The 21,957-nt window shown below is 65.6% G+C and carries 18 protein-coding genes; 7 read left to right on the forward strand and 11 right to left on the reverse strand.

Annotated features, from left to right (window positions below; genetic code table 11):
• Positions 1-41 precede the first annotated feature (41 nt).
• The gene (locus ACPCHZ_RS14380) at positions 42-1,127 is read right to left on the reverse strand and encodes a hypothetical protein (protein ID WP_423485321.1); all 1,086 of its coding nucleotides are present in this window, start codon (positions 1,125-1,127) and stop codon (positions 42-44) included.
• Positions 1,128-2,303: 1,176 nt separating this feature from the next.
• Here ACPCHZ_RS14380 and ACPCHZ_RS14385 point away from each other — a divergent pair.
• A complete protein-coding gene (locus ACPCHZ_RS14385; RefSeq protein WP_423485322.1) occupies positions 2,304-4,001 on the forward strand; it encodes a DUF262 domain-containing protein in 1,698 nt (565 codons plus the stop codon).
• A 53-nt stretch (positions 4,002-4,054) separates the two neighbouring features.
• Here ACPCHZ_RS14385 and ACPCHZ_RS14390 read toward each other — a convergent pair whose 3' ends face one another.
• On the reverse strand, positions 4,055-5,236 hold the full coding sequence (locus tag ACPCHZ_RS14390; protein WP_423485323.1) for a DNA cytosine methyltransferase: 1,182 nt from the start codon (positions 5,234-5,236) through the stop codon (positions 4,055-4,057).
• A 113-nt stretch (positions 5,237-5,349) separates the two neighbouring features.
• Here ACPCHZ_RS14390 and ACPCHZ_RS14395 point away from each other — a divergent pair, with 113 nt between their 5' ends.
• The gene (locus ACPCHZ_RS14395) at positions 5,350-6,546 is read left to right on the forward strand and encodes a hypothetical protein (protein ID WP_423485324.1); all 1,197 of its coding nucleotides are present in this window, start codon (positions 5,350-5,352) and stop codon (positions 6,544-6,546) included.
• 104 nt (positions 6,547-6,650) lie between these two features.
• Here the strand turns inward: ACPCHZ_RS14395 and ACPCHZ_RS14400 are convergent, their stop codons facing one another.
• Positions 6,651-8,360, reverse strand: a complete 1,710-nt coding sequence (locus ACPCHZ_RS14400; protein ID WP_423485325.1) for a hypothetical protein — start codon at positions 8,358-8,360, stop codon at positions 6,651-6,653.
• A 128-nt stretch (positions 8,361-8,488) separates the two neighbouring features.
• Here ACPCHZ_RS14400 and ACPCHZ_RS14405 point away from each other — a divergent pair, with 128 nt between their 5' ends.
• Complete coding sequence (locus tag ACPCHZ_RS14405; protein WP_423485326.1) at positions 8,489-10,165, forward strand: hypothetical protein; 1,677 nt, start codon at positions 8,489-8,491, stop codon at positions 10,163-10,165.
• A 212-nt stretch (positions 10,166-10,377) separates the two neighbouring features.
• Positions 10,378-11,766 (forward strand): hypothetical protein, encoded by a 1,389-nt coding sequence (locus ACPCHZ_RS14410; RefSeq protein WP_423485327.1) that lies wholly within the window; start codon positions 10,378-10,380, stop codon positions 11,764-11,766.
• A 10-nt stretch (positions 11,767-11,776) separates the two neighbouring features.
• On the opposite strand, the gene ACPCHZ_RS14415 is transcribed toward ACPCHZ_RS14410, so the two are convergent.
• Positions 11,777-13,060, reverse strand: coding sequence for a threonine/serine ThrE exporter family protein (locus tag ACPCHZ_RS14415; RefSeq protein WP_423485328.1), 1,284 nt, complete (start codon positions 13,058-13,060; stop codon positions 11,777-11,779).
• A 94-nt stretch (positions 13,061-13,154) separates the two neighbouring features.
• On the opposite strand from ACPCHZ_RS14415, the gene ACPCHZ_RS14420 reads away from it, so the two are divergent.
• On the forward strand, positions 13,155-14,114 hold the full coding sequence (locus tag ACPCHZ_RS14420) for an alpha/beta fold hydrolase (RefSeq protein ID WP_423485329.1): 960 nt from the start codon (positions 13,155-13,157) through the stop codon (positions 14,112-14,114).
• Here ACPCHZ_RS14420 and ACPCHZ_RS14425 read toward each other — a convergent pair.
• The 4 genes from ACPCHZ_RS14425 to ACPCHZ_RS14440 form a co-directional block, all read right to left on the reverse strand.
• Positions 14,089-14,637 carry a YceI family protein gene (locus ACPCHZ_RS14425; RefSeq protein ID WP_423485330.1) on the reverse strand — a complete coding sequence of 183 codons (549 nt, stop codon included), beginning with the start codon at positions 14,635-14,637 and terminating at the stop codon, positions 14,089-14,091. The two genes, ACPCHZ_RS14420 and ACPCHZ_RS14425, sit on opposite strands and share 26 nt — an antisense overlap.
• An 18-nt stretch (positions 14,638-14,655) precedes the next feature.
• A complete protein-coding gene (locus ACPCHZ_RS14430) occupies positions 14,656-16,089 on the reverse strand; it encodes a wax ester/triacylglycerol synthase domain-containing protein (protein ID WP_423485331.1) in 1,434 nt (477 codons plus the stop codon).
• A gap of 32 nt (positions 16,090-16,121) precedes the next feature.
• The gene (locus tag ACPCHZ_RS14435; protein WP_423485332.1) at positions 16,122-16,571 is read right to left on the reverse strand and encodes a DUF5994 family protein; all 450 of its coding nucleotides are present in this window, start codon (positions 16,569-16,571) and stop codon (positions 16,122-16,124) included.
• A 312-nt stretch (positions 16,572-16,883) separates the two neighbouring features.
• Positions 16,884-17,042, reverse strand: a complete 159-nt coding sequence (locus ACPCHZ_RS14440) for a DUF6307 family protein (RefSeq protein WP_364973752.1) — start codon at positions 17,040-17,042, stop codon at positions 16,884-16,886.
• A gap of 111 nt (positions 17,043-17,153) precedes the next feature.
• Between ACPCHZ_RS14440 and ppk2 the strand changes: the two genes are divergently transcribed.
• Positions 17,154-18,038, forward strand: coding sequence for a polyphosphate kinase 2 (ppk2, locus tag ACPCHZ_RS14445; RefSeq protein WP_423485333.1), 885 nt, complete (start codon positions 17,154-17,156; stop codon positions 18,036-18,038).
• On the opposite strand, the gene ACPCHZ_RS14450 is transcribed toward ppk2, so the two are convergent.
• The gene (locus tag ACPCHZ_RS14450; protein ID WP_423485334.1) at positions 18,035-18,565 is read right to left on the reverse strand and encodes a DUF5994 family protein; all 531 of its coding nucleotides are present in this window, start codon (positions 18,563-18,565) and stop codon (positions 18,035-18,037) included. The genes ppk2 and ACPCHZ_RS14450 overlap by 4 nt on opposite strands.
• Positions 18,566-18,900: 335 nt before the next feature.
• Entirely contained in the window at positions 18,901-19,782 is an 882-nt protein-coding gene (locus ACPCHZ_RS14455; RefSeq protein WP_423485335.1) for a formylglycine-generating enzyme family protein, read from the reverse strand.
• Positions 19,783-20,074: 292 nt separating this feature from the next.
• Here ACPCHZ_RS14455 and ACPCHZ_RS14460 point away from each other — a divergent pair, with 292 nt between their 5' ends.
• A complete protein-coding gene (locus tag ACPCHZ_RS14460) occupies positions 20,075-20,857 on the forward strand; it encodes an aminoglycoside phosphotransferase family protein (RefSeq protein WP_423485336.1) in 783 nt (260 codons plus the stop codon).
• On the opposite strand, the gene ACPCHZ_RS14465 is transcribed toward ACPCHZ_RS14460, so the two are convergent.
• Complete coding sequence (locus tag ACPCHZ_RS14465) at positions 20,854-21,783, reverse strand: NAD(P)/FAD-dependent oxidoreductase (RefSeq protein WP_423485337.1); 930 nt, start codon at positions 21,781-21,783, stop codon at positions 20,854-20,856. The two genes, ACPCHZ_RS14460 and ACPCHZ_RS14465, sit on opposite strands and share 4 nt — an antisense overlap.
• Between the last annotated feature and the right edge of the window lie 174 nt (positions 21,784-21,957).

Raw genomic sequence — 21,957 nt, forward strand, 5'->3', positions numbered from 1 at the left:
GCACTGCAGCACGGCACTCGCTGTCGATCAATTGAGTTCGACTACCACTCTTGACCCTCATACGCCGCGATGAGCCAGAGGCCTGCCTTTGTTGTGCAAGTCGCGAGTCGACGGAAGCGGAATGAGCTACGATACGTTCTGAGCGATGTGCACGCTCCCGTTTCAAACCGTACCGCGCTTCCGCTGCGAGCGAGCGTGATGGAATCCGCACTTTCAATCGCCATGTAGTGGTTCCCCGTCATCTCGACTGAAAGCGGTTCCGAACTCAATTGATGGTCGGAGGCTAGAGTCAGAGATGTGTTACCTGTCGCAGGCATAAACGCTGAGATGCGTGTCGCACTTACCGACACGAGGCGCTTGTGCCTACCGTCCCAGTACGAATAACCTTCGGCCGGCGCAGAGTTACTTAGACCGCTCACATCCTCGCCGTACGCATCGACGTCAGCAATCCCAATATCTTCCCTCCGAACCCCGCGCCCGAGTCTCGTCTTGTAAAGCCGGCATTGGTCATTGCTCGGGAAGTTGGCGATTCGCGAGGCTGAGATCGAAGAGCGAATGGATGGGCCGGCTAAGTTTATGATTTTCTTCGGACCCATGTCTTGGTTGGGCTCGTTAAGGACGATTGACAATCCCAGCTTGCCCAATGACGTTGCTACCGCCCGCAGTCCCGTGCTGAGAGCCACTGCGTAATACTCGTTCAACACATCAGGTATCAGCCGCTTCTTGTCGGCGAAAAAACCCTTATGGGCGGGCGTGACGAACGCCCCTTTGTCGGTCGCGAGATAGAGCCTGTCGTAGTAAAGCCTAAGGTCCAGGCAGAAGGAGAAGTCGCGTATAACTCTCAGCTTGAAGTCAGGTTTAATGGACAATTCCAGAGGACCTGAGATGCTCGGCGCTTCACGGAAAGCACGCACCATGCGCTTGCTAGCTCCGATGCCTCGGCTGCAAAAAAGGCTGTACGCTGCGGCGCCTCCTATGTCACCGTACTGCTTATTCAGCGCCTCGATCACCGCCGCTATTGAAAAGATTTCTAATTCATTGTTCAGAGTCCAACAATATAGCTCGCTTCTATACGCGAACGCGTCGACAATCACCTGGTCAGTCAAGATGACGGATGTCTGGTACACGTTGCAATCTTCGGCTTATATTCTTCGGCGGATGATTAAATTGGCGTCGAATTCAGACAGTATTCCGGCCTGTGCCCAAGATTTGACAATGTCGCTCGGAGGTGTGTGTTCGATTTCTCGCCGGCGGTCGCGGGCGGACACTGGGTATCCGTGACAATCGTCCTCAGGGCTCCTCGTCTTCGGAAACTTGGCATAGCGGTGCGCAGCATCCGCGCCGAGTATCGGAAGACCGATGCATACGCCCCAATAGTGTTCACCATCAGTCCAATTAGAGACGCGGCTGACGGAAAAAATTCGTCGTTCATCGTCAGGCTTTATGCGAGGGGCCCACTTATTGAAATTGTTCGAGGCTGTCGACCGGTGTTTCGCAATCGATAGGTAGTCAGGGATGTCCGATGATCGCTCCCTCACCCGGATTGTGCCACCCGGCTCCACGGCCTGCTCGGATCCCGGCCGACTATCGCAATTACCGCACATCGGGTCTTGCGCGGTGGATAGTCCAGGCTCTTCCGGGCGTTGCCTCACGGGACTTCGAAGCGCTAACCGTTCCCCTCCTCAGCCATCCGAAACATTTGGCTCGAACCAAACCAATGTAGCGGGACCTCCTTAATGGCGCCGCGTTCTCGTCCCATCCGTCAACGATGTGGGCCCTACCTGCACCGTGGTTCCGGCCCGCGTGTGTATGGGCCCGGGTCAACTGTCGGCCTCATACATGATTTCGGGGATCCGAGCGAAGACGCAGCGAGGGGCTCAGTGACACCCAACACAGAAGCAGCTGACCTCCTCAACCTCAACCGCGAACTGCAGCGATCCCCCGCCGCCCGCCTCCTGGCTATCACCAACCTCAGCCTCTACGCGACGTCGATGGAGCGCCCCCTCAGCGACGGCCAGGTCCCTGAGACCAAGACGTCGCCGTCGAATCGGGTCGGCGCTGAACGGGCGAGCGACTGGACTGGTCGGCTCACTTCGCTACGGCAGGCGATGCGGGCGAAGGAGCTGGTGCCGGCGGGGGTATGACGTTAGATGCCCAGGGCGTGCTGGCCGAAATAGCGCGGAGTTTCGACCGGACGAGCACCCTGCTGATAACGCACAACAGCGTTGATACTTGACGCCTGAACTCAGTATGGTTTCATCTTGAAGGATTGATGAGCAAACGGGCGAGGTAATTGGAGCAGCATGCCGGATATCGAATTTCAGTCCGATAAGAGGACCATCGAAGAACTATTCATCGGAGCCGACTATTACCTGATTCCACGATTTCAGCGCCCGTACAGCTGGGACGCAGCAAACTTGGACGATTTCTGGCGCGACGTTGTGTTTGACAACGACATCGGGTATTTCATCGGACCAATGGTGGCATGGCGTGAGCCGGGCAGTCCTCTCAGGCGCGTTGTCGATGGACAGCAGCGCCTTACGACGATAGCTATAATGTTCGCGGTTCTTCGCGATCAATTTGCAGCTGTGGGCGAGTCACAGCTGGCCGAAGGTATACATCGCTACCTCGAAAAGGCTGATCGTAACAACGAACGGCAATTCACACTCCGCACAGAGGTCGATTCGCCGTTCTTGGCGCAAGCAATATTCGCAAGCCCGCCAGACCGGTCGGTCAAACCGGCATCGGAAGAAGACACAGCACTTTCTAAGGCGCTTGATGCAATCTCGAAACGTGTACGCGACGAACTTGCAAAGCGAAAGAATCCAGCGATCTGGCTTAAGCAGCTACGCGATCGACTTCTCGGTCTGAGAGTCATATGGATCGAGCACAGCAGCGAAGACGACGCATATGTGATATTTGAAACGCTAAATACAAGGGGCAAGAACCTCGAGGTTGTAGATCTTCTCAAGAACACGCTACTGAACCGTTTGCGCGGAACTGGTAACGCTGCAGCCGACTCAGCGCGCACGTCCTGGGATAAGATGCGGAATGAGCTTGAAGCGACCGATACGCGTAAGCGCATCGATCCCAACAGATTCGTATTACATTGGTGGCTCTCACAGGAAGACTACGTCGCTGAGCGGAAGCTCTTCCCAGCTGTCAAGAAGAAAATCACTACCAAGCCTGCGGCGAGAGCGAAGCTTTCCGGAATAGCTAGAGATGCCCCGCTTTACCGAGCTGTAGTGGAACCCAATACGCGAAAATGGCCAATTGAGGAAAAAGACGCTCATAACAGCCTCGAAGGCCTGACAATCTTCGGTGTCGTGCAGCCGGCGCCCCTCTTACTGTCCTTAATGCGCTCGCGCTCCGACGCAGCTAAGCTGAGTGCAAACCAATTCAAACGTACACTTTCTGTGATCGAGCGGTTCCACTTTCAGCACACGATCGTTAGTCAGTTGCGAAGCAGTGGCGGCGTATCAGAAATGTACGCCAAGGCGGCACGCGAATTAACCTCGGCGGGAAGCGACCAGCAAGCACGGGCAAAGGTGCTGAGCGAAATTCGGCAAAAATTGGTCGAAAGAAAACCAGAACGCGACCAGTTCATCCTCGCTTTTGAGGAACGATTCATCTTTACCAATGAGCAAACCAGGGACAGTCAGTTAGTCAGATACGTACTCCGGAGCTTCCTTCGCGACGCGCACCCCAGCACCGGGATGGATAATCTGACCATCGAGCATGTTATGCCGCAGAGCGCACTGGCGCACGGAGCGGACCTCAATATCGTGGGTACGATAGGAAACCTTCTCCTAGTCAGCGAAGAGGTCAACAGATTACTTGGTGAAAAGTCATTCGAAGCCAAGAAGCGCGCCTTAGGTAGCCAAGGTATCAATTTCGATATAGGAGGGATTCTCGACCAAGAAGATTGGAATTCAGTCACGATCGCGAATCGCACCAAACTACTCGCCGAGAGGGCTTACGATAAGATCTGGAAACTGTGACGATGCCGGTTCTTATCTGTAGTTTTCGACATTAGCGCCACCATCGGCCATCATCACACGACGCGACGCTCCACGGCGTACAAATAACCTAATTGCTCCATTAATGCCCGAATAACGACTTTGCCCAATTCGACCGGGACCGCGTTACCCAGTTGGCGCTGCACTTCGGCACGTGTACCAATGATGACGAAGTCGTCCGGAAAGGTCATCAAGCGTAGTAACTCGTTCGTGCGCAGCCGCCGAGGCCGCTCAGTGCCATCGCTTGTCCGCACGTTAGCCCAGTGGAACGGTCCCACCCATGGGCCCGGCTGAGCTTGAAGAGTTGTCGATGGTCGGTCTGGATCTAATCGCAATAGGAATGTCCAGTAACGGCTGCGCCACTCAAAGTGGTTGCGTCCACCGTAACGCTCCGTATGCCACAAGTAATTTTGGCCAGGTGGGACCTCTGCGGCCAGCTCGCCATACTCGCCATCCACTATCTCGTCGTCCGTAATTGAGACTAGCCGTGGCAACCGCCTGAAAGCCTGCCGAGCCGTGACATACGGGATCTTCGATTTGTCGATATGCCGATCGCGCTCGCTCCACCCCGAATGAGTCGCCTCTGGAAACCGAAAGACCTCCCCATCTCGCCGGCCGACCACAAAGACACGTCGTCGGAGCTGAGGAACTCCGTAGTCCGCCGCAAGGAGCACCTTCCACTGAGGGGCATAACCGAGTTCGCCAAGCCCGCGGAGTAGCCGATCGAACTGCACCCTATGCGTTCGGTACGTAAGACCTTGTACGTTTTCCAGCACGAAAGCTTCCGGCCGCGATTCGCGAACGACACGTACATACTCATCAAGGAGCGATGCGTTCGGGTCCCGGCTCTCCCTCTTCTCTTCCAACCAAAAGCCCGATTTGCTAAACGGCGTACACGGTGGGCCTCCGACGAGGAGCACCGGTTCACCACGTTGCAACCCAGCTGCGGCGAGAATCTGAGCAGTCGACAACTGCCGAATGTCACCAGCCAAGGTAAACGCCCCCGACACATTCGCTCGTAACGTGTCCAACGCGTCTGCGTTGTAGTCAGTCGCGACGCCTACTCGAAGGAGACCGCTACCGGGGTCAGTCGGACTGAGTGGCTGTGCGTCGGCGCGTTCAACGGCGAGGTCGAGTCCCCCAGCCCCGGAGAACAGACTTATGACCGGTAGCTGCTCGCCCACGTTTCCGCCACCTCGCCAGACTTCCGTCGTCACTGCTCACCGCGCAGTACCACTGAACCAGTATCGTCGACGACACTCTTCCTCAAGCCACCGACATGCCCGCTTCGAGACGGCAGACTTGCACAAACGCCGGGTTCAGGAGCACTGTGACCGCAGACGCTTTCGCCAACCGTGCTTTCGGTGAACTGTTCCGCGTGCGAGGTCGCGAAGACCTGCACGGATTCCTCTTGGACTCGGTGTCGGCGTCCGGCGGCAAGGTGGTGTACGCGAGCAGTCCCACGCTGGCCCCTGTCTTTCTTGGTGTCCAGCTCGATTCAGACGAACGTCTCGGGCTCGTCGTCTACCCATTCCGAATTACGCGAAGAATCACGCGCAACCGCCCGTCTGACGAAGTTCGTGGCCAGCTTCGCTACGGATCCGAGGGGACTTGGAGGCAAGAGCACACGGTCGGCCGCGATGTTGCTGGCGTTGATGTGACCCTCATCGTCGGCATCGACCTTGAGGATGAGGTCCTGCTGGGGCTTGACGCGCAGCTGTGGGATCCGCTGCCGATGGGGATCTCTTTTTATGCGAAGACGGCCGATCTTCTCGAGGCGCAGCGGTCTGGTTGGCACGTGTGGGAGAAGGTCAATCGTGTCGGCACGAAACGACCAATCCCCCGCTCGCCTACTCACTTCGAGACGCTTGTTGCCTTCAAGCCAGAACGGCTAATCGACTATGCACGACTAGAGCGCAAAGCCAGCTCGCTTCGACTCGACCCGGCTTTACGCTTCGCAGCAGCTAGCGTAATGACTGATGCCTCAGCGCGGAGAGACGCATCCCAGCATGTGCTCGAGCAGCAGTTCAATCTGACTAGCCCAGAAATACTTGAGATAATCAGCGGCCGAAATCGCCTTGCAGTGGCAGTTAGAGGCGGTGTTGCAGAATATCACTTGGAGCAGCTCCTCCGGAGTTCGAAATCGATAGCCAAGGTAAACCGGCTTGACGTTGACGCTCTCCATGATTTCGATGTCACCTTCGCCAGCGGCGACCGACTCCGGATCGAGTGTAAGAATGCCAGCCCGAAGGCGTCGGCGGACGGCACTTACAAGGTTGAGGTGCAGAAGACGCGTTCGTCGAAGAACGATCCAGCTTCACGCTTCTATCCAGCCGACGCATTCGACGTCGTAGCGGCATGCTTATTTTCCGTGACTGGCCGCTGGGAGTTCCGGTTCGGAAGAACATCTCAGCTGCCGCGTCACGGCGTGTTCGGAGACCGCCTAGCCGCCGTCCAAAAGATCACACCAGTTTGGACAGATGACCTTCTCGCACTGATGTGCTCGATTAAAGGCGGCACAATATGAGAGGCTGCCGCCGCCTGTCCTAGCTTTGATCAGAGCGAGTACCGAACGCAGCATGCGGCGATCAAGGGCTCCGTCGCCGAAAGGTGGTCGCGTGCTACCACCTGCTACGGCGATTCCGGGAACGTCAGCGTCGGCTCGTCATACGAGCCCCCACTTCCGCTCGACGGTAGCTCCGGCTCCACCGGGGTCACCGGCTCCGGCGCGACGGGCTCGGGAGCCACGGGCGCGACGGGCTCCGGCGCAACGGCAGGCGGTGAGTACGCCGGCTCCTCGGCCGGGGGCGAATACGCCGGCGCCTGGGACGGCGGCTCGACTGGCTCGGGCTCCGGCTCCGGCGGCACCGTTGGCACCGTCGTCGGCGTGCTGGTCTCCTCCGACGTCGTCGTCTCGGTCGTCGTCTCCGTGGTCGTCGTCGGAGACGTGGTGGTCGGCGAAGTCGTGGTCGTCGTCTTCGTCGTGGTCGGCGTCACCGACGTCGTCACCGTTGTCGTCCACGTCGGAATAGTCGGGAACGGGTTGAAGGGGTTGAACGGCACGATCGGCACACCCGGCACCGGCACCGCCGGCACCACCGGTGCGCCCGGCACCGGTACGGGACCCGGGATCTGCACCGGCGCAGGCACCACCGGATTCGGTCCGCGGTTCACCGGCACCCGCACGGCGGGAGCCGACGGCGCGGGCGACACCACCGCGATCGGCAACGCCACCGGGTCCGGCTGGTGCGGCACCTCCGGCAGGAACCGTCCCGGCACCGTCTGCGGCTGCACCGGCGGAGCAGGCTGCGCCTGCACATCGGCCACCGGCCGGATCGTGATCGCCACCGAGGCCGCCAGCGTCGCGAAGGCCACCACCACGAACGCGAACGCGCTGCCCATCAACACCGTCTTCGGTGGGGGCGGCGCGATCATCGCCGTGTACGCCTGCTCGTCCTCCAACTCCGGGACGAACTCTTCCATCTGCTCGAACGGCACCTCGTATTCGGCCGGCCCCTCTTCCGAGTACGCCAGCTGCGGCCCCACTGCCGCCGAGTCCGTGGCCGGCGCCATCTGCGTCGCCTCGCCAGCCACCGGCGCCATCTGCGTCGCGTCGCCCGCTACCGGCGCCATCTGCGTCGCGTCGCCCACCGCGGGCGCCATCTGCGTGGCCTCGACCGCGGCCGGTGCCATCATCGTCGCCGCACCCGCCGGCAGTCCTGAGTCCGAAGCCGTCTGCGCCGCGCCCCGCGCGATCGCATAGCCCGCATCCGGCGGCACCTCCACCGGCACCGTCGTGTTCAGCTCAGCGGCGATCGACTCGAGGTCCAGCCGCTGACCCACCAGCACGATCCGCACGGTTTCCCCGCTGGGCACCGACTGCAGCACCGCCGCGCTCGCGACGGCCGCGCCGGACAGACCGATCGGCAGCGACGCCAGCACCGACGTCGAGTCCTCGTCCTCGCCGACCCTCGTCAGCGACACCGTGTCGTCGTCAGAAAGCAACAACGCCGCATCGGCACCGACACTGCGCGCCAGCGCCGCGGCTGCCTCCGTCTCGGCCACCACGTCGACGTTCGGCACGCCCGCGCCGACCACCGACTGCCGCAGCGTCTCCGCCTGCGACGGGTCCGGCACCACCAGCCGGATCGCGGCCACCCGGTTACCCGACTCGGCCACCTCGCGGTACGTGCCGACGATGGTCTCGGCCAGGTCGGTCATCCCGCTGTCGGGCAGGTCAAGGGCGTACTGGTCGAACACCTGGCCACCCGAGGCCGCCGAGCCGACCATCGCCAAGCGAGCTACCCGCCCGGTGACCGCCACCCCGAGGACTACGTCCACCGGCCAACTCCTTCACTCACTCGTCGAACCGCCTCGAAGCTACCCGAGTCACCCCTTGTAGACAGGGGCGAAAATGAGCACGCTGAGGTGCCAACACCGCAAGGTGTCATCACTGAGAGGATCGTCAGGTGAGCGACCAGCGTTACGACGCGCCTCCCACCGTCGCGGCGGCCGGCACCACCCCGCCCGGCCCCGGCCGATCGCCCCGCGCCGGCTACGTGCCCACCCGCCCCAACCTGGTCCGCGACGTCAAGGCCGTCGTCCTGCTCGTCCTCGGTCTCCTGCTGCCGTGGAACCTCGACTTCGGCCTCGGCGCCTTCGGCGGCAGGGCGTCGCTCTGGGTGCTCGTCATCGTCGTGACGTTCCTGGCCATCAGCGCTGCGCTCGACGCACACATCGGCCCGCTGCGGCTCACCAACCCCGACCTCGACGTCCGCCTGCTCAGCCGGGTCCGGCTGCTCGTCTGCCTGCCCTACGTCCTCGTCGCGATCGGCTTCGTCGGCTACCACCTGCTGGAAACCCTGCGCGACGGCGGCACCGGACTGGTGCCGCCCGGCATAGGCCCCGGCCTGATCGTCGGACTCGGCGGCGCGCTGCTGGCCGCGCAGCCGCCGATCACCAGCGTCACCATCGAGGAGAACCGGTTCCGTCGGTGGTATTCGATGGCGCGGACGCTGGGTGCGGTGTCGATCGGACTGGCGACGCTGGCGGTGGCCTGGAATCTCTACTGGCGGCTGCGCTACCTGTTCGTCACCAACGTCGACTTCGGCGGCCAGGACGTCGCCGTCATCGTCACCACCCTGCTCTACGGCGCCGTCGCGTTGATCGCGGTCATCATCGCCTCGCGCTGGCTGCTCGAGCGGTCCGCCGCCGCCCGGCTGGCCACCACCGCGCTGGGCGGTTCAGCGGCGCTGGCCGCCACGCTGGTGTGGGTGCTGCCGATCGGCCGCGACATCGACGCCTTCCACGGGATCGCGCAGAACACGTCGACCGCGGCCATCGGCTACGAGGGTTACCTGTTCTGGGCGGCGGCCGCGGCGATCGTCGCCCCGACCACCCTCTACGCCGTCTTCCAGATCCAGCCGCCGACCCTGGGCGCCTACCGCTCGGCCGCACAGAAGTGCCTGACGCTGATCGCGTTCTGGGCGTTCGCGGCTGCCGCCTGCCGCGTCGTCGACTACCTCATCGCCCAGTCGCTCGACCTGACGCGCGCGCTGTACGACACCGTCGCGATGACGGTGTTCAACCTGATCACCGGCATCATCGCGCGGTGGTTGCACCGCCAGCTCGGCCGCGGCGACACCACGGCCAGCGTCATCGCGGCATTCAGCGCGGTACTGACCGCCTTCACCGTCGCGAATCTCGCCATCGGCCTCGCACTGGCCCCGCGCTACGCCGAACCCTCGCCCGACGCGGTCTACGGCAACAACCTCGCCCAGCAGATCACCAGCACCTTCGACGTCGTCGTCTGCCTGCTGAGCCTCACCGTGCTGATCGCGATGCTGTTCACCGGCCCGCTGGCCGGACTCCTGGCGCGACGGCGCGAGACCGCCGCCACGACGCCACCGCCCGCGCCGCTGCCCGAGCCGGAGCCGACGACCGCCGTGGTCCCGCCGCCGTTACCGAGGATCGTTCGGCGCCCGCAGGATTCGACGACGGTGATCCCGGCACCGCCGACCGAACAGATCGCCGCGCCGACCACCGCGCTGCGCATCAAGCGCCCCGAACCGCCGACGCAGGCATTCACGCCACCGCCCGACGACGACGCCCCACCGACGACGGTGCACGAGCGCCCGCCTGGCTGATCTGCGCGCTGGAACACCGAACTTGGGTTCGGTAGCAACCGCTACGTCGTCGAATACCTCCACGACCCGCCGTCGACCGATGGCGGCCTGAGGCAAGGGACGGCGATGACGGCATTCACCGACGACACCGTGGCCTTCTTCCCGCGCTACTCCCGCTCGTCGACGCACCCCGATCCCAAATCGCCTCCATCCTCGCCTGATTGGACACACCCATGACACAGCACCTCCGGCGTCTCGCCGCGCTCGCGACCATCAGCCTCGCCCTCGCCGCCTGCTCGTCGAGCACCGACACGGCGAGCACGGCGACGACTCCCGCGGCCAACACCTCCGACTGCGCGGTCAATCCGGCGAACGCGCCGGTCCCCACCGCCGAGCCGTACGAGGCGGTGCCGGCCGACGCCCGAGTGTCGTTGTCGGTCAACGGCATTCCATCCGGAACGCTGCAGCCCGGCGCGGCGCCGGTCGAGGTGGACGTGACGGTGTGCAACGACTCGCCGGTCGCCTACCCGAAGTTCGGTATCGTGCTGGCCCTCGAGCACTGCAGTTGCGCGCCGAATCCGCTGACAATCCCCGAGGGCACCATCGAGCGCTTCGACCAGGCCACGCAGAACTGGATCGCGCTCGACCACCCCGCCATGGGCACCGGCATGGACTACCTCGGCGGCTACACCGACGTGCAGGATCTGCCGAAGGGCAAAAAGGTGTCGGTGAAGTACCGCGTCGCCCTCGACGCGTCGATGACCGACGGCAAGGGCGGCCTGGAAGTCGCTGCGGTGACCACGAATCCGCTCAACGAGATCGGCAAGGCCAACCTGCCGTTCACCGTGACCAACGCACCCTCGTCGACGCCCGCACCCGACCCGCGGCAGTCGGTCGTGCCGCTTGAGGGCGTCACGTCCCCGTTCGGCGTCGCCACCAGCCCGAAAGGTGACGTCTTCATCGCCGACCAGAACAAGGTGCTGAAGATCGAAGCCGGCTCGAACGACCAGTCCGAGATACCGTTCACCGGGCTCACCCAGCTCGGCGGGATCGCCGTCGACACCGACGGCAACGTCTACGTCACCAACGACAAGAAGGTCCTCAAGTGGACCGCCGCCACCGGCGAGCAGACCGTACTGCCCTTCACCGGCCTGGAGAACCCGCAGCACCTCGCCGTCGACGACATGGGCAACGTGTACGTCGCCGACGGGCAGCGGGTGGTCGGCTATGCCACCGCCCTCGAGCTCCAGGCGGTGTTGCCGTTCACCGACCTGGCGTGGATCCGCGCGATCGCCGTCGATAAGGACGGCAGCGTCTACGCCAACGACGGCGCGCACCACCGCGTGGTGAAGCTGGAGTTCAACAGCAAGGATCAGACGGCGCTGCCGCTGTCCGAGAACGTCGAACCGGACGGACTCGCAGTCGGCGCGGGCGGCGAGGTCTACGTCGTCGACACCACCAGCCGCCAGATCGTGACGCTGGCCGCCGGCTCCGGCGAGCAGTCGGTGCTGCCGGTCAGCGGCCTGAGCGGCCCGCGGGACGTGACCGTGGACGCCGCGGGCAACGTCTATGTGCTCGACGGCAACGGATTCGGGCAACTGGTGAAGCTGGCGGCGGGCTGATCGCCGGCCCTCACCGCCTCCTCCCGCGGATCGTCATGAATACGCTCCATCCGATCAGCGTCCCCAGTGCGATCGAGAAGATCGCGGCGACAGTGGTTCCCAACGTCGACAGGTCGTCGCCCCCGCCCGTCACCGCCGCGCCCAGCGACTCGAAGCTCAGCGCGCCCGGCACCAGCGACCAGAATGCCGTCAGCATCATGACGATCGCCGGCGGCGACGTCTTCACCCGCGCGCCCAGCATCGCGAAGGGCACCACCACGAACGCCCCGACGGCACCGGCGTGCGTCGGCGACAGGAACAGCCCACCCACCTGCTGGCCGACCAGCGCCACGCCGACCGCCGCCACCAGCCACCGCAGCGATCCCTTCGGCGCCGACAGGTAGAAATAGATGCCGACGGCGATCACCACGATCGCGACGTACAGCGACCACGGTCCCATCTGAGGCGACGGCGCTTGTGGCGGCAGCTGACCCGCGACGTGGATTCCCAGCCCCACTCCGAACACCAGCAGCGCCAGCTGGGTGACGCCGTAGATGAGCCGGGTGGCGCCCGAGATCACCTGCGCGCTGGCCAATTCCATCGCCGCGATCGTCAGCGCCAGCCCGGGTAGCAGCGCCACCAGCGGCGGGCTGATCACCCGCAGCAACCCGTCGTTGGCCGCGTCGGCGACGAACCACGTCGCCAGCATCGTCACCACCGCGGCCGCCAGCGTCGGCAGCACCGCGCTCAGGGTCGGGAACGGCCGCCCCAGCATCAGGATCACGCCGACCACGAAGCCGAGGAACACGTAGCCCCACAGCGATGCCCACGTCGGGTTGATCACCATGCCGAAGCCCAGCGTGGTGATCGTGTAACCGACGACCGTGGTGAGCGGGCCGAACCGCGGCGGCATCGACCGGGCCAGAGCAGTCTCGCGCGCGGCGTCCGCCGGCGTGATCGCGCCGACCTCGGCCAGCTCGGCGATCGCATCGACCCGGCCCGCCAGGTCGAGTTGCGTCGTCGGCCTGACCACCGTCTCCACCTCGTAGGCGATATTGCCGACCTGTACCACCAGCGCGGTCGGCAGCGCGACGATCCGGACGGTCTCGTCGGTGTACTGCGCGGCGATCGTCAGCAGCCGCGCCTGGACCATCTGCGCGGGCTGCTCGCACTCGATCAGCGCGATGCCCAGTTCCCGCAACATGGCCGCCACCTGCGCGTCGTCGTGGTCCTGCCCCTCGGCCAATGCCTCCGGGATCTCCTTGCGGATGGAGTCCAGGAGCCGCCTGGATCGGCGAGGACGGGAGTCAGCCATCCCGCGATTGTGCGCGCGGCGCCTGTACACCGTGGGCTGCGCCTGACCAAAGTTCGCCTTTGAGGCAACGGCACCGTTACATTCAGTTCCCGAGATGACATCTTTCAACGACTTGATCCGCCACCCCTACCGCGTCCCGCGCGTCGACGACCCGCGCGCCGAAGGCCGGTTCACCCTGCCCGACGGCCGCCGCATCGGCTTCGCCGAGTTCGGCGACCCCAACGGCGACACCGTGCTATGGTTCCACGGCACCCCCGGTGGCCGCCGCCAGTTCCCGCTCTGTGGCCGCCGCGCCGCCGTCGAGCTCGGCCTGCGCGTGATCGTCCTGGGCAGGCCCGGCTCCGGCCTGTCCGACCCGTACGCCTACGAGGCCATCGCCGACTGGGTCGCGGACGTCAGCCACGTCGTCGACATCCTCGGCGCCGAGGAGATCTCAGTCGTCGGGCTCTCCGGCGGCGGCCCCTACGCGCTGGCCTGCGCAGCCGTCCCGCCCCTGGCCAGCCGCGTTCAGGCGGTCGCCGTCCTCGGTGGCGTCGTCCCGTCGGTCGGCCCCGACGCGCTCGCCACCGGCGCCGTCGAGCTCGCGCGCAAGTTCGCGCCGGTTCTGCAGAGCCTCCGCCGGCCGCTCGCCGCGACGATGTCCGCGCTGCTGACGCCCGTCCTGCCGATCGCGCACTTTGGCTGCCTGGCCTACGCCCGGACCACGCCCGAAGGCGACCAGAAGGTTCTGCACGACCCCGAGATGGAGGGGATGTTCATCGACGACCTGGTGCTGCTCTCCAAGGGCGGCTTCCAGGCGATCGTCGACGATGCCCGGCTCTTCGGCCGCGACTGGGGCTTCAAGCTGGCCGACGTGCAGGCGCCCGTGCGCTGGTGGCACGGCGACTCCGACCACATCGTCCCGCTGGCCGACGCCCAAAAGGCCATCGACATGCTGCCCGACGCCACCCTCGTGCTGCGGCCGGAGGAGAGTCACCTCGGCGGCTTCGCCACCGCCGATGAGGTGTTGCACTTCATCCGGGATCACATCAGCCCTTCGGATGCTCCGCGCTGAAGGACACCGCCACCGCGTCCTCGACCTTCATCGCGCCCATCACCATCGAGTAGGGCCTCATCGTGAAGTCGGAGTGCAGGACTTCGGTGTCACACGACAGCTGCCACGAGTCGCCGGCGTCCGACACCTGCACGTCAACCGTCCGCTCGCGCGCGACGCCGTGGATCTCCAGCGTGCCGGTGAGCCGGTAGCCGTCGTCGATCGGCGCGACGTCGTCGGCCCGGAACGTGATCGTCGGGAACTTCTTGGCGTCGAACACCTCCAGCGCATTCGAGCGCGCCAGCATCTTTTCCGGCCCCGACAGTCCCTTCACGCCGCCCTCGCCGCGCATCACCTCGAGCGAGTCGACGTCGACCGACACCTCCACCGCGACGGGTTCGTCGGAGTCCCACTCCACCGAGGCCGTCCAGGACCTGAAAGCGATCGTCAGCCGGTGGCCCATCTTCGCCGCCGGGCCGGTGACGCCGGTCGTCACCACGAGCTCGCCGTGTGAGCCGTCCACCGTCCACTTTGAGCCCGTCACCGTACGAATCTAACGGTGTCAGCCCCGCCTGCTGTGCGACGCCATCTGCGTGACGACGGACCGGCCCTGTCCGCGCGGCGACCGTTGGGCCGCCGCCACCAGGACGTCGACCGCCTCCGCGACGCCGCGTGCGATGTCTTCCACGTCGTCGACGTTGTCCGGGCAGGCGCTCACACACACGTCCATCGTGTCGGCGTGCGACGTCACGGCGATGTTCAGTCCGCTCCCGTCGACCAACGGTTCGGCGGTGTACATCCCGACCACCTCGGCACCGGCACAGTAGAGCGTGCCCGTGCTCTCGCCGAGGAACGAGATGCTGCCGTGGCGGGTCGCTGCGCCTCGCTGGGCCAGACCGAGCCCGCTGTAGACCCGCGCACCCGCGTGAGCCGCCCACGGCCACAGCATCGAGACCGCCTTCGCGAGATCGTCACCCTCGCTTGCAGTCTCGTCGGAATCGCTGCCCGCGACGTTCGCCCTCTCGGTCGCGGTGTGCATGTTGGTGAGCACCTCAACCGGGTCGTCGAGCTGCACCGGCACCCGAACCTCCCCCTCCGCGACCGCGATCACGAGCGGTTCGTCGGGAACGTCGCCGTGGCGCTGCAGCCATTCACGCAGCGACAGTGTGCACGCGGCCAGTAGAACGTTCGCGGCACTCCCGCCGAATGCGTCGCTCACCAGTTCCACGTCGGTCCGGACCGCCGTCGCGAACGCGATTGATCGCCGCTGCGTGAGCGGCGCATTGAACACCGTCGTCGGCACCGGGCCACGCATCGATGCCACGGCGGGTCCGAAGAGCACGGTCACGCGTGCCTCGCGCAGCCGGTCACGAACCGAATGCACCGCACCCGCCACCGTGTCCGCCGCCATCCACGCGCCGGTGATCTGGTTCTCCACCATCTCGCTGATCATGTCGGCGACGAGCGCAGCTTTCGTTGGCGTCGAGCCCACTTCGACCTGCGCCACGACATCGTCGGCGGCCGGCGTGCCGGTCAGGAGGGTGTCCCACAACGCCGTTACGCCGAGGCCACCCTCGGCAAGCACCGGCGACATGCGAACCGCCACCGCCCACCGGCCGCCTGCCAGGCCGTCGATCGTCCACGCCTCCCAGAGCGGCCGACGTCGATGCTGCGGCGCGCCACTCAGCGCTGTGGTCAGTTCGGCGAGTTCGCGTACGCCCCCCGGCGCCGGCACTGTCGTGCGGTGGATGTGCCGCGCGGCGTCGAAGTGCTCGATCTCCGCCCACACAGGCTGACCCATCCCGAACGGCTTGCCCACGAGTCGACTTCGAAACCGCGCCAGCCGCGGTACGGCTGCGGCGACCTGTCGACACAACACGTCGTGGCTGAGGTCCTTCGTACCGCCGAGAATCACCAGCGACACCGTGTGCGCCGGTGTGGTGGGGGTCTGGGTGTGCAACGCCATCGCGTCGGCCGGGCCGAGCCGGGTGGTCACCGGCCGAAGATGGTCGCGTCTGGCCGCCGGACTCAAAATGCCTTCACGTGGGTCGCGAGGAGGTGCTCGGTACTCGACGCGTCACCCGCTCCCGACGCGGCCATCACGATGGCGTGCGCGCGGTCCGGCTCGGTCTTGGCGGGCACCACCAACAGGATGACCTCGTGGCCGCGGCCGTCGGAGACACCGATGGTGTTCGACGGCTGGCGGCTGTAGCCATCCATGCGGACCACCCCGCCGGCAGTGATGACCTTGGCCGGGGCGGGCGCCCACTCGGCGAGGCCGTATGTCACTCGGGCGATCGGATGCACGTGTTCGGAAAGCCCCTCGAGCAACTCAGGAAGCTCGGTCGTCAGGTCTCCGCCGTGCGGCCACCAGGCGCCGTCCACATATCCGGTGGCGAGCGCCGACTCCTTCAACCGCAGCCTGGGCCGCTCGGATTCCGCACCGGACGCTGCGCGAATGTCTTCTTGTACTGCCATGGGAATGATCCCGTCTGGGCCGCAATGGCCAGTCGTGTGAACCGACGGCGACACAATCTCAGATGGTCGCGCGCGACATACCGCCGGTGTGACCCATCATACGCCTGAACGGCCCTGCTCACGGATGGGTAGGTCAATCAAAAGCGTTGTACTCGAACTAGTTTCGAGCAATTACCGGAGATGGACCGGCGGGTCAACCCACCGGTCCACTTCACGCGCACCCCTCGCAACGATAGCGCGTGACACCTCACTCGACGTCGAGCGACGAGTGTGGAACCTGTTATGGGACTGAGCTATCCAGAACCGAAGGCGTCAGCGAACCCGCTCGGGGATCGAGCTCAGCGCATGCAACACGTGGACGGCGAGTTCGCCGGCGACATCGTCCTTGAGCTTCGAGTGAGCGGTGATCGTGTCCTTCACGAGCTCCACGCGGACGTCGTAGGGACTGCGGAATGTGGTCGGCGACGCCATGAGAGTGTCCTTCATAGTCAGGCATGTTCGCTCGAAAGAGCTGCCCGATAGTCGCGACGGTACGCCCTGAACATAAGAGGTGGCCGCGGCGATCTGCTAAATGTGGGTGGCATGAGCAAGACCGACATCGATCTTGAAGCCCTGTCGACCACCGACCACGGCTACACCGTGAACGACGAGGACGACGACGACCCCGTCCTGGTCGACCGCGACGGCAATCCCATCGAGACCTGGCGCGAGCACTACCCCTACGACGAGCGCATGCCGCGCCGCGACTACGAGCGGTGCAAGCGCAACCTGCAGATCGAGCTGTTGAAGCTGCAGAAGTGGAGCAAGCGCACCGGCGCACGGCACGTCATCGTCTTCGAGGGCCGCGACGCCGCGGGCAAGGGCGGCACCATCCAACGCTTCATGGAGCACCTCAACCCTCGGGGCGCCCGCACCGTCGCGCTGGAGAAGCCCACCGAGGAGGAGAAGTCGCAGTGGTACTTCCAGCGCTACGTGCGGCACTTCCCCACCGCCGGTGAGATGGTGCTGTTCGACCGGTCCTGGTACAACCGCGCCGGTGTCGAGAAGGTGATGGGTTTCGCCACCGAAGCGCAGCAGGGCGAATTCATGCGTCAGGCACCGCTGTTCGAGCAGATGATCGTCAACGAGGGCATCAACCTGACCAAGTTCTGGTTCTCGGTGTCACCGCTCGAGCAGCGCACCCGGTTCGCGATCCGGCTCGTCGACCCGTTGCGGCACTGGAAGTTCTCCGACATGGACCTGGAGTCGGTGAAGCGCTGGGACGACTACACCCGCGCCAAGGAGCAGATGTTCGTCGCCACCGACACCGATTACGCGCCGTGGATCGTCGTCAAGAGCAACGACAAGAAGCGCGGCCGCCTCAACGCGATGCGGTTCCTGCTCTCGAAGTTCGACTACGACGACAAAGACACCGACGTCGTCGGCGATCCCGACCCGCTGATCGTCGGCCGGGCGCTGGAGGACTAGACCGCAGTCTTCGCTTTGCGCACAGGCTTTTTCGCTGCCGCCTTCTCGTCGCGCATGAGCGCGGTCCACTTAGCGCTCTCGACCTCCGCGGTCTGCATCACCAGCTCGGCGGTCTCGGCCTGCTTGCCACCCCGGTCCTCCTCGCGGAACGGTTTGGCCGCCGCGCAGCGCATCACGATGGAACCCAAGGCCGGCGACGTCATGTGCGGGATCACCAGGAGTTTCAGGCAGCCGTCTCGGCCGTCGACGACCATCAGGCGGGGTCGCCGGAACTTCGCCGACTCCACCGACCGTGTGCCGTTGACGATGGTGTCGAGGTCGAGCGGTCCCTCGGAGACCGACCAGTTGATGGCGATGTCGAGGATCTCACCGAGCGGCTTGTGCAGGCACTCGATCAGCCCCGGCAGTTCGTGGGCGACCGACCCGGTGTGCGGCCACCAGGCACCGTCGATGTGGCCGCCGGAGCGGCTGGCCAGGGCCAACCTGACGGGCCGCGCCAGTCGCCGCGACCCGCTCAGGCCGTTCACGAGGAATGCGAATCAGGCACCGAAGAGCCGTTGTCGGAGAAAGCGGGTGACTTCACCGGTTCGGGCGTCTGTGTCTGTGCGGCCTCTTGCCGGTCGGGATGTGAAAACAATCCTGAGGAATCCATGTATCAATCCTTCGAAAGCGGACGTTGCGTCCGTACGTCGGGCCGAAAGCGAGCGAGATTCGAATCGCAGGCTGATCGTCTCTAGAAAGTGCCACGCTTGCCGGGACGGCAGCGCAGGGACGAGGACGGCCTACCCCCAATCTACAGCTGACCCGTCAGCGGCGCGCGGGCACGCACCCCGAGACGCCCTTCGAGCCTGGTCAGCGCCCCTCAGGCGATGCAGCGGAAACCGATATGGGTGGTGGCGCTGTCCTGCGATTGGGACGACCGCGCGGCGGGGCGGTAGCGGTGGCAGTACTCCGGCGCACACAGGTGCGACCCGCCCTTGAGCGCCTGATTGAGCGTCGGATCCCCGGACGGGGCGGGCGGCGGCGGGCAGCAGCCCTCGGCGGGCTGGTCGATGCGGTGCTGCCGGGCGTACGGCGTGGTGGTCCACTCCCAGACGTTGCCGATCATGTCGACCAGACCGAACCTGTTCGGCGGAAAGGTGCCGACCGGCGACGTGCCTGCCCAGCCGAGCGCACCGTCATTGCGGTAGGGGAATCTTCCCTGCCAGGTGTTGGCCATCAGCCTGCCGTCGGGCTGGGCATCGTCGCCCCATGCGTAGGCGGTCGTCGCGCCGGCCCGGGCCGCGTACTCCCACTGCGACTCGCTGGGCAGCCGTCGCCCGGCCCAGGCCGCGTACGCCGCGGCGTCGGGGTAGGCGACCTGCACCACCGGGTGGTCGAGGCGGTCCTCGACGGACGATTCAGGTCCGAGCGGGTGCCGCCACGAGGCGCCGGGCTGCCATGTCCACCACTGACGCCAGTCGCGCAGGTCGACCGGTCCGCTCGTGGACCGGAACACCAGCGCACCGGGAATGAGTTCGGTCGGTGGGACGCCGGGGAAGTCGGCCGGGTCCAGCGGGCGTTCGGCGACGGTGACGTAGCCCGTGTCGGCGACGAAGTCGGCGAACTGGGCGTTGGTGACCGGATGACGCTCGATCGCGAATGGTGCGACCGAGACGGTGTGCACCGGAGCTTCCTCCGGATAGAAGTCGACCGACCCCATGCGGAACGCACCGCCCGGCAGGTCGACGAGTTCGGTCAGCACACCGCCAGGCTAGAACGGTGCGCGCATGGAAGGGCAGCGAGCACCCCTCACGCTCGCTGCCACCTCCGCGACCCGGACGAACCCCTAGCGAACCGCCCAATCGCTTCTACCAACGACGCCATGGCTGGCAGCGCATCGACCCCAGCCAACTCCCATCAGGCGTCGAGAGCGCCGGACGCCGTGACCCGCTACCTTCACTTCGCCGTCGGACAACATATGAGCGTATACCCGTCAAGCGTCTTCAGCTAACTTCTGTCAGTCAATATCAATCCGGCGGTGCCATCCTGATGACGTGACCGACCTCGACGACCTCGTCGACGAATGGAGCCTGCGCCCCGACGGCGACGCCGTCCGCACGCCGGAGACCGCCGTGCTGCCCGTCCGCGCCTCCGGTGCGCCCGCCGTGCTCAAGACCGGCGGCGCCGAGCACGCCCATCTCGTTCTGCGCCGCTGGAACGGCGACGGCGCCGCCCGCCTGCTGCGCGCCGATCCGCACCGTCGCGCCGTCCTTCTCGAGCGGTTGCACCCGCAATCGCTCGACTGCCTCGACGACACCGCGGCCTGCGAGATCGTTGCCCGCCTCTACCGTCGCCTCCACGTACCGGCGATGCCTCAATTGCGCTCGCTGACAGACCTTCTCGACGACTGGGCCGACGAATTCGCCGCCCTCCCCCGCAGCGCGCCCATCCCGCACCGGCTGGTCGAGCGGGCCACCACACTGTGCCGCGAGCTCGCCACCCACCCCGCCGACCACGTCCTGCACGGCAACCTGCACTACGGCAACGTCCTCGCCGCCGACCGCGAACCCTGGCTCGCCATCTCACCCGACCCGGTCAACGGCGACCCGGCCTACGAGATCGCGCCGATGCTGTGGCACCGATGGGACGAGCTCACCGGAAACCCGCGCTTCGGCGTGCAGCGCCGCTTCTACGCCCTGATCGACACCGCCGGACTGGACGAGGACCGCGCCCGCGCCTGGGTGATCGTCCGCATCGTCCGCGAAGCGGCCCGGTCGTTGCACGACAACACCGCCCTGACCAGGCTCGTCACCCTGGCCAAGGCCGTACAGGACTAGGCGGGCGGGTACGGCAGGCCGAACTCGTCGGCCAGCAGGCTCTGCACGATGATCATTGCCGCCTGTGCACCCGACGCGATCGCGCCGGCCAGATGCGGCTGTTCGGTGCAGGCGTCGCCGGCCGCGAACACCCCGCCGGCACTCGTGCGGTAGATCTCGTCGATACCGAGCGGCTCCGTGCCCAGCGGACCCGGCGTGCACGCGGCGCCGAGTTGCTCGGCCAGCGGCGTCCGCTGGCGCACCGGCGCCTCCACCAGCAGGCCGTCGCGCGCCAGCGTCGAACCGTCGGCGAACGCGATCTCCTTCAGGCAGCCGTCGGTGCCGATCAGCTCGACCACCCGCCGGTCGTCCAGGGTCACCCCGGCGTCACGCAGCACCCGTTCGTCGTCGGGCTTGAGTTCCGAGCGTCCGTCGGTCAGCAGCACGACGTCGTCGGTCCAGCCCCGCAGCATCAGCGCCGTGTGCATGCCCTGCTCGCCTGCGGCGAGCGCCGCCAGCTTCTTGTCCCGCATCTCCCAGCCGTGGCAGAACGGGCACTGGAACACCGACGTCCCCCAGAGCTCGGCGACCCCGGGCAGCTGCGGCGGGCAGTACGACATCCCGGTGGCCAGCAGCACCCGCTTGGCCTGGATCGTCGCGCCGCCGTCGCACTCCAGCTCGAAGCCACCGTCCACACGGCGGCCGCTGCGCACCTCGCCCCGGTGGTACTCGACGCTGGGGTAGGCGGACAGCTCCCGGCGTCCGGTCGCGTACAGCTCGTCGGGCGGCCGCTGGTCGAATCCCAGCAGGCCACCGATGCCCGGGGAGGCGCGGTTGCTCTGGTCCTGGCCGTCCACGACGATCGTCCGCCTGCGGGCCCGGCCCAGCACCAGGGCGGCGCTCAACCCGGCCGCACCACCCCCGACGACAGCGCACTCCCAACTCATGGGGTCATTGATTCCCACATCGGGGGCTTCTGAACATCCGGGAACTACCCCAGGAAAAAGAGAAGTGGGGGGGGGGGGGGGGGGGCCGCCCCCCCCCCCCCCCCCCCCCCCGATAGTATCGACTGCGCCCGCCAGACCGCCGCAGCGCGCGGGCCGGGGGGCTAGAGCGGCAGC

It is taken from the genome of Mycobacterium sp. NPDC050041 (genome assembly GCF_049541695.1).
Classification (GTDB): Bacteria; Actinomycetota; Actinomycetes; order Mycobacteriales; family Mycobacteriaceae; genus Mycobacterium.

Excerpts from the sequence above, each read along its gene's own strand:
- ACPCHZ_RS14435 (WP_423485332.1), bottom strand. The coding sequence starts at position 16,571 with ATGGCAGTACAAGAAGACATTCGCGCAGCGTCCGGTGCGGAATCCGAG.
- ACPCHZ_RS14465 (WP_423485337.1), bottom strand. The coding sequence starts at position 21,783 with ATGAGTTGGGAGTGCGCTGTCGTCGGGGGTGGTGCGGCCGGGTTGAGC.
- ACPCHZ_RS14385 (WP_423485322.1), top strand. The coding sequence starts at position 2,304 with ATGCCGGATATCGAATTTCAGTCCGATAAGAGGACCATCGAAGAACTA.
- ACPCHZ_RS14415 (WP_423485328.1), bottom strand. The coding sequence starts at position 13,060 with ATGGCTGACTCCCGTCCTCGCCGATCCAGGCGGCTCCTGGACTCCATC.
- ACPCHZ_RS14440 (WP_364973752.1), bottom strand. The coding sequence starts at position 17,042 with ATGGCGTCGCCGACCACATTCCGCAGTCCCTACGACGTCCGCGTGGAG.
- ppk2 (WP_423485333.1), top strand. The coding sequence starts at position 17,154 with ATGAGCAAGACCGACATCGATCTTGAAGCCCTGTCGACCACCGACCAC.
- ACPCHZ_RS14420 (WP_423485329.1), top strand. The coding sequence starts at position 13,155 with ATGACATCTTTCAACGACTTGATCCGCCACCCCTACCGCGTCCCGCGC.
- ACPCHZ_RS14410 (WP_423485327.1), top strand. The coding sequence starts at position 10,378 with ATGACACAGCACCTCCGGCGTCTCGCCGCGCTCGCGACCATCAGCCTC.